The sequence below is a fragment of the uncultured Sphingomonas sp. genome (assembly GCF_964021865.1).
Lineage (GTDB): Bacteria > Pseudomonadota > Alphaproteobacteria > Sphingomonadales > Sphingomonadaceae > Sphingomonas.
In genome coordinates, this window is record NZ_CAXIAM010000040.1 from 14,541 (window position 1) to 31,103 (window position 16,563).

At 68.8% G+C, this 16,563-nt stretch carries 19 protein-coding genes, 1 tRNA gene and 1 other RNA gene; 6 read left to right on the forward strand and 15 right to left on the reverse strand.

Features of this window, described 5'->3' with window-relative positions:
* Nucleotides 1–36 precede the first annotated feature (36 nt).
* The 9 genes from rnpB to AADI75_RS11295 form a co-directional block, all read right to left on the reverse strand.
* An RNA gene (rnpB, locus tag AADI75_RS11255) (RNase P RNA component class A) lies at nucleotides 37–430 on the reverse strand.
* Nucleotides 431–512: 82 nt separating this feature from the next.
* Nucleotides 513–1,202 (reverse strand): N-acetylmuramoyl-L-alanine amidase, encoded by a 690-nt coding sequence (locus AADI75_RS11260; protein WP_341209120.1) that lies wholly within the window; start codon nucleotides 1,200–1,202, stop codon nucleotides 513–515.
* Between the two features lie 83 nt (nucleotides 1,203–1,285).
* On the reverse strand, nucleotides 1,286–2,113 hold the full coding sequence (locus tag AADI75_RS11265; protein WP_341209121.1) for a protein-glutamate O-methyltransferase CheR: 828 nt from the start codon (nucleotides 2,111–2,113) through the stop codon (nucleotides 1,286–1,288).
* Nucleotides 2,110–3,171 (reverse strand): chemotaxis protein CheB, encoded by a 1,062-nt coding sequence (locus tag AADI75_RS11270; protein ID WP_341209122.1) that lies wholly within the window; start codon nucleotides 3,169–3,171, stop codon nucleotides 2,110–2,112. Before AADI75_RS11270 ends, AADI75_RS11265 begins: the two co-directional genes overlap by 4 nt.
* A gap of 29 nt (nucleotides 3,172–3,200) precedes the next feature.
* Nucleotides 3,201–3,566, reverse strand: coding sequence for a response regulator (locus AADI75_RS11275; protein WP_341209123.1), 366 nt, complete (start codon nucleotides 3,564–3,566; stop codon nucleotides 3,201–3,203).
* Nucleotides 3,567–3,639: 73 nt separating this feature from the next.
* The gene (locus AADI75_RS11280; RefSeq protein ID WP_341209124.1) at nucleotides 3,640–4,074 is read right to left on the reverse strand and encodes a chemotaxis protein CheW; all 435 of its coding nucleotides are present in this window, start codon (nucleotides 4,072–4,074) and stop codon (nucleotides 3,640–3,642) included.
* Nucleotides 4,071–6,359 (reverse strand): chemotaxis protein CheW, encoded by a 2,289-nt coding sequence (locus AADI75_RS11285; protein ID WP_341209125.1) that lies wholly within the window; start codon nucleotides 6,357–6,359, stop codon nucleotides 4,071–4,073. Before AADI75_RS11285 ends, AADI75_RS11280 begins: the two co-directional genes overlap by 4 nt.
* Before the next feature lie 78 nt (nucleotides 6,360–6,437).
* Nucleotides 6,438–7,085 (reverse strand): histidine phosphotransferase family protein, encoded by a 648-nt coding sequence (locus tag AADI75_RS11290; RefSeq protein ID WP_341209126.1) that lies wholly within the window; start codon nucleotides 7,083–7,085, stop codon nucleotides 6,438–6,440.
* Between the two features lie 9 nt (nucleotides 7,086–7,094).
* Nucleotides 7,095–7,556 (reverse strand): M67 family metallopeptidase, encoded by a 462-nt coding sequence (locus AADI75_RS11295; protein WP_341209127.1) that lies wholly within the window; start codon nucleotides 7,554–7,556, stop codon nucleotides 7,095–7,097.
* A gap of 11 nt (nucleotides 7,557–7,567) precedes the next feature.
* Here AADI75_RS11295 and AADI75_RS11300 point away from each other — a divergent pair, with 11 nt between their 5' ends.
* The 3 genes from AADI75_RS11300 (at nucleotide 7,568) to mtgA (ending at nucleotide 10,226) form a co-directional block, all read left to right on the forward strand.
* Nucleotides 7,568–8,515, forward strand: a complete 948-nt coding sequence (locus tag AADI75_RS11300; protein WP_341209128.1) for an RluA family pseudouridine synthase — start codon at nucleotides 7,568–7,570, stop codon at nucleotides 8,513–8,515.
* A 71-nt stretch (nucleotides 8,516–8,586) separates the two neighbouring features.
* Entirely contained in the window at nucleotides 8,587–9,489 is a 903-nt protein-coding gene (rpoH, locus tag AADI75_RS11305) for an RNA polymerase sigma factor RpoH (RefSeq protein ID WP_028966128.1), read from the forward strand.
* A gap of 62 nt (nucleotides 9,490–9,551) precedes the next feature.
* Nucleotides 9,552–10,226 carry a monofunctional biosynthetic peptidoglycan transglycosylase gene (gene mtgA, locus AADI75_RS11310; protein ID WP_341209129.1) on the forward strand — a complete coding sequence of 225 codons (675 nt, stop codon included), beginning with the start codon at nucleotides 9,552–9,554 and terminating at the stop codon, nucleotides 10,224–10,226.
* 15 nt (nucleotides 10,227–10,241) lie between these two features.
* Here mtgA and AADI75_RS11315 read toward each other — a convergent pair whose 3' ends face one another.
* The 5 genes from AADI75_RS11315 to AADI75_RS11335 all read right to left on the reverse strand — a co-directional run bounded on the left by AADI75_RS11315 (nucleotide 10,242) and on the right by AADI75_RS11335 (nucleotide 13,591).
* On the reverse strand, nucleotides 10,242–10,847 hold the full coding sequence (locus tag AADI75_RS11315) for an ATP-binding cassette domain-containing protein (protein WP_341209130.1): 606 nt from the start codon (nucleotides 10,845–10,847) through the stop codon (nucleotides 10,242–10,244).
* Nucleotides 10,837–11,511, reverse strand: coding sequence for a molybdate ABC transporter permease subunit (gene modB / locus AADI75_RS11320; RefSeq protein ID WP_341209138.1), 675 nt, complete (start codon nucleotides 11,509–11,511; stop codon nucleotides 10,837–10,839). The genes AADI75_RS11315 and modB overlap by 11 nt, the downstream gene beginning before the upstream one ends.
* 5 nt (nucleotides 11,512–11,516) lie before the next feature.
* On the reverse strand, nucleotides 11,517–12,269 hold the full coding sequence (gene modA / locus AADI75_RS11325; protein ID WP_341209131.1) for a molybdate ABC transporter substrate-binding protein: 753 nt from the start codon (nucleotides 12,267–12,269) through the stop codon (nucleotides 11,517–11,519).
* Nucleotides 12,270–12,315: 46 nt separating this feature from the next.
* Nucleotides 12,316–13,437, reverse strand: coding sequence for an NADH:flavin oxidoreductase/NADH oxidase (locus AADI75_RS11330; protein ID WP_341209132.1), 1,122 nt, complete (start codon nucleotides 13,435–13,437; stop codon nucleotides 12,316–12,318).
* A gap of 77 nt (nucleotides 13,438–13,514) precedes the next feature.
* A tRNA-Pro gene (locus AADI75_RS11335) sits at nucleotides 13,515–13,591 on the reverse strand.
* 94 nt (nucleotides 13,592–13,685) lie between these two features.
* Between AADI75_RS11335 and pnuC the strand changes: the two genes are divergently transcribed.
* Nucleotides 13,686–14,288: a nicotinamide riboside transporter PnuC gene (gene pnuC / locus AADI75_RS11340; protein ID WP_341209133.1), complete on the forward strand. Its 603-nt coding sequence runs from the start codon at nucleotides 13,686–13,688 to the stop codon at nucleotides 14,286–14,288.
* Nucleotides 14,285–14,800, forward strand: coding sequence for an AAA family ATPase (locus AADI75_RS11345; RefSeq protein ID WP_341209134.1), 516 nt, complete (start codon nucleotides 14,285–14,287; stop codon nucleotides 14,798–14,800). Before pnuC ends, AADI75_RS11345 begins: the two co-directional genes overlap by 4 nt.
* 172 nt (nucleotides 14,801–14,972) lie before the next feature.
* Here AADI75_RS11345 and AADI75_RS11350 read toward each other — a convergent pair whose 3' ends face one another.
* On the reverse strand, nucleotides 14,973–15,956 hold the full coding sequence (locus AADI75_RS11350) for a CsgG/HfaB family protein (protein WP_341209135.1): 984 nt from the start codon (nucleotides 15,954–15,956) through the stop codon (nucleotides 14,973–14,975).
* Nucleotides 15,957–16,143: 187 nt separating this feature from the next.
* On the opposite strand from AADI75_RS11350, the gene AADI75_RS11355 reads away from it, so the two are divergent.
* Nucleotides 16,144–16,563: GTP-binding protein (locus tag AADI75_RS11355; RefSeq protein ID WP_341209136.1), on the forward strand; the 420-nt coding region annotated here is incomplete at its 3' end.

A 16,563-nucleotide genomic window follows, 5' to 3' on the forward strand; every position in this document is an offset into this window, starting at 1 on the left:
GCGCCGCCCCCGCGCCAACCGACTGGCGGCGGCGAATTTGCCAGAGGGCCTGTAAGCCGGGTTCTGTCCACCCCGTGGGCGGGGATAGGCGACCATTCCTCTCGGCGCGCCGTTGCCGACGCGCTCCAGCAACCAACCCGGGCAGCGGGTGGGAACACACCCCGACGACGCGAACGCCGCCATGCCGCCCCTATTCGGTCTTGCTCCCGGTGGGGTTTACCGTGCCACGACCGTTACCGGCCGCGCGGTGCGCTCTTACCGCACCCTTTCACCATGACCGGGCCGAGGCCCAGGCCGTCTGCTCTCTGTTGCACTGTCCCTGACTACGGACCGAAGCCCGAGCCGGCGGGCGTTACCCGCCACCGTTGTTCCGTGGAGCCCGGACTTTCCTCGGCGCGCTTGCGCGCGACGCGGCCGCCCGGCCCTCTGGCGGGCTCGCCGTAGCGCGGCTTTGGGCGTTAGGGAAGGACTCGTCCGTCATGCGAGCGTAGCGAAGCAATGACGGACAAGGATCAATCATCCCCCTGCGGCCGCGGCAGCAGCAAGGCGAGCAGGATCATCCGGCATTCCGCATCCATCTCGCCGTCGATCAACTCGGGACGAAAGCGCCGCTGGAACGCCATGATCGCGGCCATCCGGTCGCTCACGTCGTAACCGAACCGCTCCAGCGCGAGGCAGAACGCCGCCTCGCCCCACACCGGATCGACCAGGTTTTTGGTCGGTCGTGGCAGCGCCAGCCGCAGCCGCGCAAGCCGATGCCACGGGAACAGCTCGCCCGGATCGCGCTTGCGCAGCGGCGCGACATCCGAATGGCCGACGATGTTGCCGCGCGTGATCTCATACCTATCCTTCAGATGCGCGACGAGCCGGATCACCGCCTCGACCTGCACGTCCGGGAACACGCGATAACCGTGGTCGTGGCCGGGGTTGACGATCTCGATCCCGATCGATGCCGAGTTGACGTCGGTCACATCGCGCCAATGCGCCGCCCCGGCATGCCACGCGCGCTTGTCGTCGGCGACCAACCGCGTGATCGTGCCGTCCTCGTCGACGAAATAATGGCATGATACCTCCGCGGCGGGATCGCAGAGCCGGTCGAGCGCCTCCTGCGCGGTCTTCATGCCCGTATAATGCAGCACGATCATCGAGATCGGCAGCAACCGCTCGTTGAAGTTCGGCGACGGCACCTCCCGGCACCTCATGCGCCCGATCCGTCCGTCCGACGCTCCTCGCCTGTCACCATCGACCTCGCCACCGTTACCCGATGCGACCGTCGTTCGCGAAATCAGCGCCCGGTGTAAACCCGGTTGCTGTCGGCCGGGTCGGGAACGCGTTCGTAAAGGCCCCGCGCCCGCGCGCTGGGACGCAGTCGTTCCGATTGCCCGATCACCGTCTCACCGGCGCCGAGCAGCAGCAAGCCATCGGGCTTGAGCGACCCCGCCAGCCGCGCCAACACCTGTTCACGCTGATGCGGTGCGAAGTAGAACAACAGATTGCGGCACAGGATGAGGTCGAATTCGCCGATCGGCGGCACATCGGCGATCAGATTGTGGCGACGATAGTGGATCGCGTTCAGCAAGGTGGTCGACGCGCGCCAGTTATTGTCCGCGGCCGGCTCAAACCAGCTCACCATCCGCCGCACCGGCAATCCGCGCTGGATCTCGAATTGCGAGTACGTCCCTTCCCGCGCCCGTGCGATCGCCGCCGAGGACACGTCGGTGGCGACGATCTCCGGCATCGTGCCGCCCGCCTCGGCGAACAGCATCGCCAGCGACAGCGGCTCCTGCCCGGTCGCGCACGCCGCACACCACACGCGCAGCGGCGAGCGCCCGGCGACCGCTTCCGCCGCCCCCTCGATGACGCCAGCATCGCGGAAGAACGACGTCTCCTGATTGAGCAGCGCGTCGACGATCCGGTCGGCCAGTTGCTTGTCCTTCCCCTCGATAAGTCGTGCGGCAAGCTGGTCGACGCGGTCGAGCGCATGCGTCTGGAGCAACGGGCCGAGCGCCGCTTCGAACCGCCAGCTGCGGCCAACCGCGATCCGTTGCCCGGTCCGCGCCTCCAGCAGTGCGGCGAACACCCGTGCCGAGCCCGAATCGATTTCGGCCATCATGCGCGCGCGGCCGTCCGTCGGGCCGCGATCATCGCGCCGATCTCGCGCGGCGCGAGCACCGCATCCGCAAGCCCCGCTTCCGCAACCGCGCCCGGCATCCCCCACACGACCGACGAGTCGCGATCCTGCACCACGATCGTCCCCCCGGCCGCGCGCACCGCGCGCGCGCCCTCCAGTCCGTCGCGTCCCATCCCGGTCAGCACGATCGCCAGCAGACGCGGTCCATACGCTTGCGCCAGGCTGGCGAACATCGGGTCCACCGATGGCAGATTGCCGGTCGGGCTGGGCGCCTGCGACAACCGGATCGCGACCTGCCCGTCGGGTTGCATTCCACCGAGCAGATGCGCATCGCCCGGCGCGACCAGCACCTCACCAGCGGCCACACGCCGCCGCTCCTGCCCGATCGCGCACGGGCGCCTGGCGACGACGCCGACCTGCGCCGCAAAGAACGGCGAGAACGACGGCGGAAGGTGTTGGGTGACGAAGATCGGCTGCGTCACCTCCTCCGGCACCTGCTCCAGCAGCGACGCGAGCGCGTGGATGCCGCCGGTCGAGGCGCCGATCGCGATCGCGTCGAACGGCGGCGGGGTGAAGACCGTCGCGCGGCGCGGCATCGCGCGGCCCCCGCCATGCGTGGCGAGCAGATCGAGCCGCGCCAGCAAGGTCTCGCCGAACCGGCTCGCAAAGGCGCCGATGCTTGGCTTCACGAGGGTATCGGCCGCGCCCAGCGCCAGCGCGCGCATCGTCACCGCCGCGCCGTCTGCCGCCGAGCTGGACACCACCAGCACCCGCGCGCCCGCCCCCGCCTTCAGCAGTTCGGGGAGCGCGTCGATCCCGCTCTGGTGCGGCATGACGAGGTCGAGCAGGATGAAATCGACCGGCTCCCTGCGCAGAAACGCCAGCGCGCGCTGCGCATCGGGCAACGCACCGGCCAGCTCGAAGCGGCCGCTGGCGATGATGAAACGCGACAGTGCCGCGCGCGCGACCGCCGAATCGTCGACGATCAGGACACGCGGTATCCGGCGGTCACCCGCGCTCGGATCGCTGCGCTGGCTCATGGCGGGTTCCGGCACGTCCCCGGCCAGGATCAGGCGACGCCGACGATCTGGAGCTTGCTGTGCAGCGTCTCCCGGTCGAACGGCTTCATCACATATTCGTCCGCGCCCGCCTCGATCGCGGCGCGGATATGCGCCATGCCGTTCTCGGTGGTGCAGAACACCACCTTAGGCCGGCGCGGCATCGGCTCCTCACCCAGCGCGCGCAGGAATTCCATCCCGCTCATCACCGGCATGTTCCAGTCGAGCAGGATGACGTCCGGCACCGTCTGCCGACAATGCATCAGCGCCTCGCGCCCATCGCCCGCCTCCGACACAGAGAAGTCGAGCGCCTCCAGGATGTGGCGCGCCACCTTGCGGATCACCTTGGAATCATCGACGATCAGGCAGGTCTTCATGCTAACTTCCGATTTTCCCTGATGATGCCGCATCTTGGCCGCGGCGCAGTAAGGATCGAGTTAATGGCGGGGCTCAGCCCAGCGCACTTGCGCGCGCGACCAGCCGGTCGATGTCGACCGCCATCAACGTCTCGCCATCGCCCTCGGCGACGCCGGTGACGAAGTCCCAGTCGCCGGCCGTCCCCTGAGCGATCGGCGCGGGCGCGAGGGTGAAGGTGGAGACGTCCTCCAGCGCATCCACCGCGATCGCGTACAGATGCCCGTCGACGAGCGTCGCGATCGCGCGACCGCCCTTGCCATCGCGCACCATCGGCACGCCGCCGAACAATTCACGCACGTCGATCACGGTCGCCACGCGGCTGCGCATCGCCGCCAGCCCGACCACGGCCGGGGCGGCGCCCGGCGCGGGGACGGTGCTGTGCACCTCCACGACCGAGTCGACGCGTTCGGCGTCGAACAGCAATCCCCGATCGCCGACCCGCGCAACCAGATGCAAGGTGCCCATCATGCGGCATATCCCTTCAGCGCGGCGATCAGCGCGGCGCGATCGAAGCGGTACAGCGGCTTGCCGCGCTCGCGGCTCAGCCGCAGTGCCGGCACCGGCGGCGCGTCGGCATCATCCTCCATCGCCAGCGCAAGCGCGACCGGCGTGTCCGGTGACGCGCGCCGCACCACGCGGTAGCCGGCCTGCTCGATCGCGGGCTTCAGGAACGCCTCCATCCAGCCGCTCTCCGCGCCGTGCAGCAGGCAGACCGGGCGCTCGGCCGCGGCCGGCGCATCGGCGAACAGCGCCAGCGGATCGACCAGCTCGATCGGCTCGCCGTCGATCACCGCCAGCCCGGCGATCACGCCATGCGGATCGACGGCGCGCGCAATGTCCTGCGGCAAGGGCACGATCTCGATCGCATCGGCGATCGGATAGGCGAGTTCCTGATCGTCGAGCTGGAGGCGCAGGACCGTGCACACCTCGCTCGCCACCGCGCCGGTCCCGGACCAGACCGGGATCGAACGATCGCCGATCGTCAGCCACAGGCCGCCCGCCAGCGCGCGCACCCCGCCCGCCGCGACCCCCTCGATCCGGTCGACGGCGTCGGACACGATCATGCGGCGCACGCCGTCGATATCGTCGAACAGCAACGCGCGCACCGGCTCGACCGCCTCGGCCTCGGCCACCGCCTCGTCGGGACGGTCGAATGCCAGCGCCGCGCGCGCCGCGATCGCCGAGCAATCGAGCAACAGGATCGGCGCGCCATCGTCGGGCAACATCTGCCCGGCATAGATCCCCGCGCACATCACCGCCGGCGCGGCGGGCTTCACCACCAGTTCCTGCGTGTCGTTCACCCCGTCGAGCGCGAGCGCGAACCGCCCCTCGCGCAGCGACACGATCGCCAGGAAGCCCGGCACCGCCGTCGCCTCCCGTCGCCCCAGCAGCGTCGGCAGCGACACCATCGGCAACCGCTGCCCGCGTAGCAGCACCACCGCGCCCGCCGCGACCCGGTCGACGCGCACCGCGCCACCGTCCACCGCCACGATCTCATCGACCGACTGGCGCGGGATGGCGAAGCGCGTGCCCGCCGCCTCGACCAGCACGGCGTTGAGGATCGCCAGCGTCAGCGGCACCTCCAGCGCGATCGTCAGCCCCTGCCCCGGCCGGCTGAACACCGATATTCGCCCACCGGCCTGTTCGACATTGGCCTTCACCACGTCCATGCCCACGCCGCGGCCGGACAAGGCGGTCACCTCGTCGCGCGACGACAATCCGGGCTCGAAGATCAGCTTCAGCCGCCCGTCCTCGTCGAGTGCGGCCAACTCGGCGGCACGCTCGGGATGGTCGCGCAGCGCCTTGGCGAGCAGCCGTTCGCTGTCGATCCCGCGTCCGTCGTCGGCGATCTCGATGATGATCAGATTGCCCGCCTGGCGCGCGACGATCCGCAACTGCCCGGCGGCCGGCTTGCCGGCGCGCATCCGTCCGGCGCGATCCTCGATCCCGTGATCGACGGCGTTGCGGACCAGATGGACCAGCGGGTCGCGCAACAGCTCGATCATCTCGCGGTCCAGCTCGACGTCGCCGCCCTCGATGGTCAGCGTCACCGACTTGTCGAGTGCCGCCGCCGAATCGCGCGCCAGCCGCGGCAGCGCCGAGAAGAGCGATTCGACGCGCTGCATCCGCGTCCGCGTCACCGTGTCACGCAATTCGTCGACCGAAATGCTCAGCCGCTCCAGCATCGATTCCAGCCGCGGGTCGTCGATCATCCGCAGGTGTCGCGCCAGCTGGTTGCGTGCCAACACCATGTCCGACACGCCGCTCATCATCCGGTCGAGCAGGTCGACCGACAACCGCACCGATCGCTTCGGGGCCACGCGCGCGGCCTGCGCCACCGATGCCATGTCCGCCGGCTCCGACGTGGCCGCCGTCTCGCCTGCGATCGCGCCGTCAAGCGCGGCGATCAGCATCGCCTCGCCCGATTCGGACAGCGCCTCGCCCGCGTCGATCGCCTCGACGATCTCGCCGATCCGGTCGATGATCGCCAGGATCACCGTGACCAGCGCCTGATCCGGCGCGCGCTCGCCCGCGCGCACCGCCGCCAGTGCGTCCTCGGCGGCGTGGCTCAGCCGCGCGAGCCGCGGCAGATCGAGGAAGCCGCAGCTCCCCTTGATGGTGTGGACGAAGCGAAAGATCGCATCCAGCCGCGAACGATCGCTGGGGTCGGCTTCCCACCCCACGATCTCGCCCGAGATCGCTTCCAGCGTCTCGCGCGTTTCGGCAATGAATTCCTGCAGTAGGTCGTCCATGCGGTCCCGTTGCCCTGGCTAGGAGGGCGGCATCGCACGACAGGCGTTAAAAGGGTCTTTACCGCGCCCCGGCGGGCGTCACCGGTGCGGCAGCGCCGCCCCGAACAACAAGGCGCCGTCGACCGGCTCGCTGACCACCACCGATCCGCCCGCCTCGCCGACCAGTTCGTGGACAAGGAACGCCGCGGCGGCACGCGGGGCGACCGCGCTCTCGTCCGCCGGCCCCTCGGTCAGCGTGGTGCGCAGATCGGGATCGAGCACGATCCGCGGTCCCTCGGCACGCAGCACGATCTCGGTCGCCTCGGCGCTCTCCTCGGTGCCGATCGTCACCGTGCCGCCGCGCACCAGCGTGTCGCCCGCGATCAATGCCAGGTTGAGCAGCACCTTGACCGCCGCCTTGGGCAGCTCGGTCGCCTCGACCATCCATTGCAGGTTCAGCCGCTTGTTGTCGCCGAGCAGCGCCTCGACGGCCTGCCGCGCTTCGCGCACGTCGACCCGCTCGCCGAACCCGCCCGCCGCGCCGAACGCCAGCCGGAAGAACTTCAGCTTGTTCGCGGAGGTGCGGGCGCTCTCGTTGAGCAGCTCCAGACACCGCGCGCGCATCTCGGGATCGGTTTCGTCGTTGAGCAGCTCCAGCCCGTTGTTCAGCGCGCCGACCGGCGACAGCAGATCGTGGCACAGCCGCGAACAGAGGAGCGAAGCGAAATCGACCGGGCTGATGGTCATCGGAAAAGGCTACCTCGGCGGGATGGCGTTACGGCCTTGTGGCGAGTCGCCGGAGTCTGCGCAACCGGTTACGTCCAGCGTCAGCGGATCGAACCGTCCGTGCACCGCCCCGTCCGCCACCGCACGCCATGCGGTCACCGCCTCGCCCGCGACGATCAGCCAGATGCTGCCGTCCGGCGCGGCATCGGCGGCATCGCGCGGCGACGGCATCGCCACGCCCGAGGGATGCGAGTGATAATGCCCGATCACCCGCTCGCCGCCGTTCCGTGCGGCACGATGCGCCGCGATCAACGCTCCCGGATCGATCTCGAAGCGCACCGAAGGATCCACCGCGACGTTACGGCACGGCACCAATCGCGTGATGTCATCGCCCGCACCGAGCAAAAGCCCGCAAATTTCGTCCCGATCTGCCGCTGCCCATGCGCCTAGTTCGTTTCGCTGGGCGATTGTAATCCTGACCATCGTCGCCATTTAGCAAAGCAATGGACCGGGGGGTCATCATTCTCGACGCGACGATCGCACCGGCAGCGGACGGCTGGCGGGTGGATCGCGCGCTCGCCGATGCGGTGCCGACGCTGTCGCGCGAACGGCTAAAGGTGCTCATCAACGCCGGGCAGGTCACGCAGGCGGGAACGGCGATGCGCGACCCGTCGCGCAAGGCGCGCGGTGGCGAACAGTTCGCGGTCGCCATTCCCGCCCCCACGCCGGCGCATAACGAGGCGCAGGACATTCCGCTCGTCATTGCCTTCGAGGACGAGCATCTGATCGTGATCGACAAGCCTGCCGGGCTGGTCGTCCACCCCGCCGCCGGCAATCTCGACGGGACGCTGGTCAACGCGCTGCTTCACCATTGCCACGGCTCGCTGTCGGGCATCGGCGGAGTCGCGCGGCCCGGGATCGTCCATCGCATCGACAAGGACACCTCCGGGCTGATGGTCGCCGCCAAGACCGATCGCACCCACGAAGGTCTGGCTAAGCAATTCGCGGCGCACAGCATCGATCGCCGCTACCGCGCGATCGTCGGCGGCCGGCCGATGCCGGCGGCGGGATCGGTCGACGCCCCGCTCGCGCGCTCACCGGTAAATCGCAAGAAGGTCGCGATCGTGCAGGGCGGCAAGCGCGCGGTCACGCATTATCGTACGCTGGAGTTGCTCCGCGATGCGACATTGGTCGAATGCCGCCTGGAAACCGGGCGCACGCATCAGGTGCGCGTGCACATGGCATCCATCGGCCATGCCTTGCTGGGCGACCCGGTGTATGGTAGAACAAAGCCTGCACACAAGCAGGTGCTGGACACGCTGAATTTCCGACGCCAGGCCCTTCACGCCGCGCATCTGGGGTTTGTCCATCCGATCACCGGTGAAACGCTGGGTTTCGACAGTGCGATGCCTTCGGACATGCAGGAACTGTTCAGTCAGCTTATCGTATAGAAACGGAACGCGGCTCGACGCCGTTTGCAGGTACGTCGCGCGTATTCCGCAAGGAAGGGAGACTTAGGATCATGGCAACCCGCAGCAACGTCCCCGCGACGATTCCTGCGCTCGGCGGGGAGCAGAGCCTCAATCGCTATCTGTCGGAGATCAAGAAGTTTCCGATCCTCGCGCCCGAGCAGGAATATATGCTCGCCAAGCGTTTCCAGGAGCATGGCGACACCGACGCCGCGGCGCAGCTCGTCACCAGCCACCTGCGGCTCGTCGCCAAGATCGCGATGGGCTATCGCGGCTATGGCCTGCCGGTCAGCGAACTGATCTCGGAGGGCAATATTGGCCTAATGCAGGGCGTGAAGAAGTTCGAGCCGGATCGCGGCTTCCGCCTCGCCACTTATGCGATGTGGTGGATTCGTGCCTCGATCCAGGAGTTCATCCTGCGTTCGTGGAGCCTTGTGAAGATGGGCACCACCGCGGCGCAGAAGAAGCTGTTCTTCAACCTGCGCCGCATGAAGGCGCGGCTCGACGCGTTCGAGGACGGCGACCTGACGCCCGAGAACGTCCAGAAGATCGCCACCGATCTCGGCGTCACCGAGGCGGACGTGGTCAGCATGAACCGCCGCATGGCGATGGGCGGCGACACGTCGCTGAACGTCTCGATGCGTGAGGATGGCGAAGGCCAGTGGCAGGACTGGCTGCAGGACGATGCGCCGCTTCAAGACAGCGTCGTGGCCGACCAGCAGGAAGCGGACGTCCGTCACGACATGCTGATGAACGCGATGGACGATCTCAACGATCGCGAGAAGCACATCCTGACCGAGCGCCGCCTGACCGACGATCCCAAGACGCTGGAAGAACTCAGTCAGGTCTATGGTGTCTCGCGCGAGCGCGTCCGCCAGATCGAGGTGCGCGCGTTCGAAAAGCTCCAGCGCGCGATGATGCGGCTGGCGGGCGACAAGCGACTGCTCACCGCCTGATCGACGCTGCGGCATCGGGAAGGGGTTGAGCGATCCCGCCCGGTGCCGGTACGACGCAGCGCATGTTCACCGCCTTGCGCCTGCTCTTCAAGATCGCCCTCGGCTTCGTCGTGCTGTCGCTCGTCTGGGTCGGCGTGTACGCGATCGTTCCGGTTCCCTTCACGATGACGATGATGGGCGATGTGGTGGGCGGCCACTCGGTGACCAAGGACTGGACGCCGCTGTCGCGGATCGACCCCGACATGCCGCGCGCCGCGATCGCCGGCGAAGACGCGCGCTTCTGCAGCCATCACGGTTTCGATTGGCGCGCGATCGCCGGCGCGGCGGCGCATAATGCCGAGGGCCAGCGGATTCGCGGCGGATCGACGATCAGCCAGCAGACCGCCAAGAACGCCTTTCTCTTCCAGGGCGGCGGCTATCTCCGCAAGGCGCTGGAGGCATGGTTCACGCTGCTGATCGAGACGATCTGGGGCAAGAAGCGGATCATGGAGGTTTACCTCAACATCGCCGAAACCGGGATCGGCACTTACGGCGCGGAGGCGGCGGCGCAGCGTTATTTCCACCACAGCGCTGCGACGCTCACTCCGGTCGAAGCAGCGCGCATCGCAGCGGTGCTGCCGCTCCCGAAGAAGCGCGAGGCGGTCGCCCCGACCGGCTTCGTCCGCCGCCGCGGTAACCAGATCGCCCGCTACGTCGGCGCGGTCCGCCGCAACGGGCTGGACAGCTGCCTGCGCTGACCCCGCCTGCCGTCGTCATCCGATCGTAATCACCCGATCCCCCAACCGCTCGGCCTCGCGCGCATCATGCGTCACCATCAGGATCGGCACCGCCCGCGCATCGCGCACCCGCTCGATCGCGCGCATCGCCTCCTCGCGCCGCGCCGGATCGAGCGACGACAGCGGTTCATCCAGCAACAGGAACGCCGGCTCGCTGAGCAACGCCCGCCCGATCGCCACCCGCCGCGCCTCGCCCCCTGACAACGTCCGCGGCCAGCGCCGCAACAATGGCGCGATGTCGAGGGTCGCCGCCACCTCCGCCAGCCGCGAGGCATCGCGGGCGCCGTACAGCAAGTTCGCCTGCACACGCCGATGCGGGAACAGCCGCGCGTCCTGGAACACATAGCCGGCGCGCCGCTGCTCCGGCGGTACGTCGACGCTCGTGTCGGCATCGAACAACGTCCGTCCGCCAACCCGCACATGCCCGCGCATCGGCCGCAGCAAGCCGGCGATCATGTCGAGCAGGCTGGTCTTGCCCGCCCCCGACGCGCCGACCAGCACCGTCAGCCCGTCGCCGGCCACAAACCGCGCGCCGACCACCGCATCCCCCCGCCGCGCTTCCACATCGACGTCAAAGGACATGCACGCCCCGCCCCGCGCGCCGCACCAATGCCTCCGATACGATCAGCGCCACCAACGACAGCGCCACCGACACGCCCGCCAGGCGCCACACCTCGCTCTCGCCCCCCGGCCGCTGGAGCGCGGCATAGATCGCGAGCGGCAAGGTCTGCGTCTCGCCCGGGACGTTCGACACGAAGGTGATCGTCGCGCCGAACTCGCCGATCGCGCGTGCCAGCCCCAGCACCAGCGCCGCCGCGATCCCCGGCGCGGCGAGTGGCAGCGTCACCGTCGCATAAGCGCGCCAGCGCGTCGCTCCCAGCGTCCGCGCCGCCTGCTCCAGCCGCCGGTCGACCGCCTCGATCGACAGCCGCATCGCGCGCACCATCAGCGGCAACGCCATCACCCCCGCGGCGATCGCCGCGCCCGTCCAGCGGAACAGCACGCTGACGCCGAACCCGGCCTCCAGCACGCGCCCGATCGGCCCGGCCGGCGCAAAGGCGAGCAGCAGCACCCAGCCGGTCACCACCGGCGGCACTACCAGCGGCAGATGCACCAGCCCGTCCAGCAACACCTTGCCCGGAAATCGCCACCGCGCCAGCACCCACGCCAGCGCGAAGGCGACCGGCAGCGCCCCCAGCGTCGCGGTGCCGCCGACCAGCAGGGTCAGGCGGACGATCGAAAGCAGCTCGCTCAACGCGTCGTGAAACCGCGCCGCGCCAGGATCGCCTGCCCGGCGCGCGACAGGAGGAAGCGGCGGAAGCCCTCCGCCTCGGCGCTATCCCCGGCGTTCAGCCGCGCGATCGGGTAGACGATCGGAGCATGGCTGCGCCGCGGGAACACCCCGGCGATCTGAACGCCGGTCGCCGCCTGCGCATCGGTCGCATAGACGACGCCATACGGCGCCGCGCCGCGCGCGACGAGCGCCAGCGCCGCACGGACATTCTCCGCCCGCACCACGCGCGGCGCGACCGCCTCCCACGCACCCAGCCGGGTCAGCGCCTCGCGCCCATATTTGCCCGCGGGCACACTGTCGGGATCAGCCATCGCCAACGCCCCGCCGCCCAGCAGCTTGCCCAGCGCCGCGCCCTTGGTCGCCACGACCCGCGGCAGCCCCGGCCGCGACACCACCACCAACTGGTTGTGCACCAGCACCGCGCGCGTCCCGGCGACGACCAGCCCGCGCTTCGCGATATCGTCCATCCAATCGCTGTCGGCGGAGATGAACAGGTCGGCGCGCCCGCCCGCCGCGATCTGCCGCGCGAGCGCCGAGGACGCCGCGAACGACAGCCGCGGCCGCTCATGCCCCGCCTTCGTCCACGCGTCGGCCGCGTCGGTCAGCGCCTCCTGCATGCTCGCCGCCGCCAGCACCAGCGGCGCGCGCTCCTGCGCCGCCACCGGCACGGCGATGGTGACGAGGGCGAGGAGCGAGAGCAGGAAACGCATGACCACGCTCATGGCATCCGACCCCGGCGAAGACAATCGCGCCCCCTCAATCCTCCGCTGAACCGTCAACGTCGAACAAATGCTTGTACTGCCGCGGCTGCGAGCGAAGGTACTGGTCGGGTGCCTTCACCCGCGCGCCCAGTTCGGCGGCGGCGTGCCACGGCCAGCGCGGATCGTAGAGAATGGTCCGCGCCAGCGCGATCATATCGGCATCGCCGGTCGCGACGATCGCCTCGGCCTGCTGCGGCTCGGTGATCAGCCCGACTGCGACGACCGGAACCGACACCGCCTGCTTCACCGCACGCGCCAGCGGCACCTGATAGCTTGGGCCCACCGGAATCTTTTGCCGGGGATCGAGCCCGCCGCTCGACACATGGATCGCCGCGCACCCGCGCGCCTCCAGCGCCTTCGCGAAGGCGATGGTCTGCTCGGCATCCCAGCCACCCTCGACCCAGTCGCTTCCCGACACACGCACCGTCACCGGCCGGTCCGCCGGGAACGCCGCGCGCACCGCATCATATACCTCCAGTGGGAAGCGCATCCGGTTCTCCAGCGACCCACCATAATCGTCGTCGCGCCGGTTGGAGAGCGGCGACAGGAACTGGTGGAGCAGATAGCCGTGCGCGGCATGGATCTGGATCAGGTCGAGCCCCAGCCGCGCCGCCCGCGTCGCCGATTCGGCAAAGGCATCGCGGATGCGCGCCAACCCGTCGCGATCGAGCGCCACCGGCGCCGGGTTCTTCGGATCATAGGGCAAGGCCGACGGCGCCACCGTCTCCCAGCCGTGCGGATCGCTGGCCGGGATCTGGCGCTCGCCCTCCCACGGCAGGTCGGTCGAGGCCTTGCGCCCGGCGTGCGCCAACTGGATCGCGACCGGCATGTCGGAGTGACGCCGCACCGACTCGAGCACGCGCGCCATCGCCGCCTCGGTCGCATCGTCCCACAACCCGACGTCGGCATAGCTGATCCGTCCGATCGGCTCGACCGCGGTCGCCTCGATCGTCAAGATCCCCGCGCCCGACAGCGCCAGATGCCCGAGATGGATCGTGTGCCAGTCGGTCATGCTGCCGCCGACCGCCGAATATTGGCACATCGGCGCGATGACGATGCGATTGGCGAGCGTCAGGCCGCCGATATCAAGTGACTGGAATAACCGGGGTCCGCTCATCGGAAACGCGCTCCTGAAGGTGAGCCGTCCCTACGCATCAGCGAGAATTTGGTGCCGCGCCGCCGCGGCAAATGAAATGGTCGGGGAAAGAGGATTCGAACCTCCGGCCCCTGCCTCCCGAAGGCAGTGCTCTACCAGGCTGAGCTATTCCCCGACCAGGGTGCCGGTCGGATGTACCGTCGACAGGGCGCGGCTTATATCAGCGGAAATTCGGAGCGCAAGCGGGGAATCACGGCTGTTTTTACATCGTGGCGCAGCTAGGTTTCACGACGATGTCGCTCGCCGAATGGATCGCCACCGCTCTCGGGATCGCCTGTGTCGCGCTGGCTGCACGGCGCAGCATCTGGACCTTTCCGACCGCGATCGTCTCGGTCACGCTGCTTGGGCTGGTGGTGTTCCGCGCCCGCCTTTATTCGGACGCGCTGCTCCAGCTCTTCTTCGCCGCCGCCAATCTTTACGGCTGGATCAACTGGCGGCGCGCGCAGGCCCAGACCGGCGACGTGCCCGTCCGCACGCTCGATACCCGCGCCCGTGCCGCATGGCTGGTCGGGATCGTTGTCTGCTGGCTGGCATGGGGCAGCGCGATGCACCGGCTGACCGACGCCGCGCTACCGTGGTGGGATGCCGGGATCGCGGCCGCCAGCGTCGCGGCGCAATTGCTGATGGCGCGGCGCGCGATCGAGAATTGGTGGCTGTGGATCGCGGTCGATCTCGCCTCGGTGCCGCTCTATCTCACCAAGGGGCTCTACCCCTTCGCTGGGCTCTACCTCGTCTATCTCGCGCTCGCGATCTGGGGGCTGATCGACTGGCGACGCGCGCTCGGCACTCGCCGGCGGATGGTGCCGGCATGACGTTGCGCACCGTCTGCCTCCACGGGCCGGAGAGCACCGGCAAATCGACGATGGCGCCGCGACTGGCGCACCAATTCGACTCGGTCTGTGTCGCCGAATTCGGGCGCACCTATTGCGAGACCTATGGCACCGACCTGACGATGGCCGACCTCGTCGTCATCGCGCAGACGCAGGACGCCAAGGCGCGCAAGGCGGTGGACAGCGGTGCGCGCCCCGTGATCCTCGACACCGATCCGTTGATGAGCGCGGTGTGGGCGGACATGATGTTCGGGCGGCGCGACGCATGGTTCGATCGCTGGCAGGGCACCGCCGACCTCTACCTGCTGTTCGACATCGACCTGCCGTGGATCGAGGACGGGACGCGTATGTTCGGATCGCACCGTGATCGCACGCGCTTCTTCGACCTGTCACGCCGCGAGCTGGAGCGGCGCGGCGTGCCCTGGGCGCTGATCCAGGGCGAAGGCTCGCGCCGCTATCTCAACGCGCTCACCGCGATCCGCGCGGCGATGTAGATCATGATGACGTGAGGTCGAACGGGCCGTTCGTCATTGCGAGCGGAGCGAAGCAATCCAAGGCGTCTTGATCCGGCCCTGGATTGCTTCGCTCCGCTCGCAATGACGGATCAAATTAACGTCATCACGATCAGTGCAGCCTCCGCGCCGGTGACGCGGCGGCCGTTCCCGATCAGTGGATTTCGGGGGCGTTCGCCGAAACCTGCGACGGCGCCAACTTGGTATTCAGCACCCAGCCGACATTGTCGTTCTCGTCGGCGACTTCCCACCACAGGCCGTTCTTGTTGCCGGTCGGATAGACGATCGCGCCGACCGGCAGCGTGCGCAGCGTCGCCGCACTCGCCGCCGCCGACGCGCGCAGCGCCACCGGCGCCTGCGCGGTGAAGGTCTTGGCCGGCGCCGCCTGTGCCGTACCCGCATCGCCCGGCGTCACCAGCCCCAGTCCGGTCACCAGCTTGCTGTATGCCTGGATGAAGCTGAGCGTCACGATTCGCCCGATCTCGGTATTGTCATAGCCGCCGCCCGCCGCACCGGCGACCGCGAAGAAGCCGCCGCCGCCGAACGACAGGTTGTTCTTGGCGGCATAGCCTTCCTCGGTCGCCAGCGTCTCGGTGGTGCGGACGTTGGTCAGCGACAGGACGGTATTCGCCTCCAGCTTCTTGCTCTTGATCCCGCCCAGCAGCCCGCCGACGCGGCCACCCAGCAAGCCGCCGATCCCCCCGGCCACGCCGCTGCCGCTGACGTTGCCGTTCGCGCCCTGGATTTCGGCGACCAGGACGTAATCCGCCGCCTTGATCTGCCCCTGCCCGACGTTCGCGCCGCGTTGCAGCCCCAGATTGCCGCCGATCGCGCGCTCCTTCTCGGCGGCGTTCAGCCCGCTGCCGCGATCGACCAGATTGAAGCACCCCGACCGCTGCACCAGCACCTTCAGCAGCTTCGATGGCGCCGCCAGGTTCCACGCGGTCCAATAGGAGGAATTGTCGCCGTCGACGATCGACAGGGTGCCCAGCTTGCGCGGGCAATGCGGGACGTCGGCGGCGGTTTTCTCCTGCAGCTTCTGCCCCGACGAGGCACCCGCCAGTTTCTGCGCTTCCGCAGGTCCGGTGACGAACAGGCTGGCTCCGGCCAGCAGCGCGACGATTGCACGACGTTCCACGTATTTCCCCCTCGATTACCGCGTCGCCCCCGCGACGCCCCTCGCGCCCATTGCGGCCGACGAATGTACGTTGCGGATGTGTCACGAAAAAGTCGAGAGGCGGCCCATTTTGGTGGGTCGGCGGCGCGCGTCGAAATCGTCCGCCCCCTATCGCTCGGGCGAAGGCTGCGCTAGGCGCGCGAGGATCATGACGACCCCGCTCAACACGATCCGCAATTTCTCGATCATCGCCCATATCGACCACGGCAAGTCGACGCTCGCCGATCGCCTGATCCAGGCGACCGGCGGGCTCACCGACCGCGAGATGAGCGAGCAGGTGCTCGACAATATGGAGATCGAGAAAGAGCGCGGGATCACCATCAAGGCGCAGACCGTGCGCCTGTCCTACAAGGCGCATGATGGTGAGACCTATACGCTCAACCTGATGGACACGCCCGGCCACGTCGACTTCGCCTATGAAGTGTCGCGGTCGCTGGCGGCGTGCGAGGGCGCGCTGCTGGTCGTCGACGCCGCGCAAGGGGTCGAGGCGCAGACGCTCGCCAACGTCTATCAGTCGATCGAGCACGATCACGAGATCGTGCCGGTCATCAACAAGATCGACCTGCCC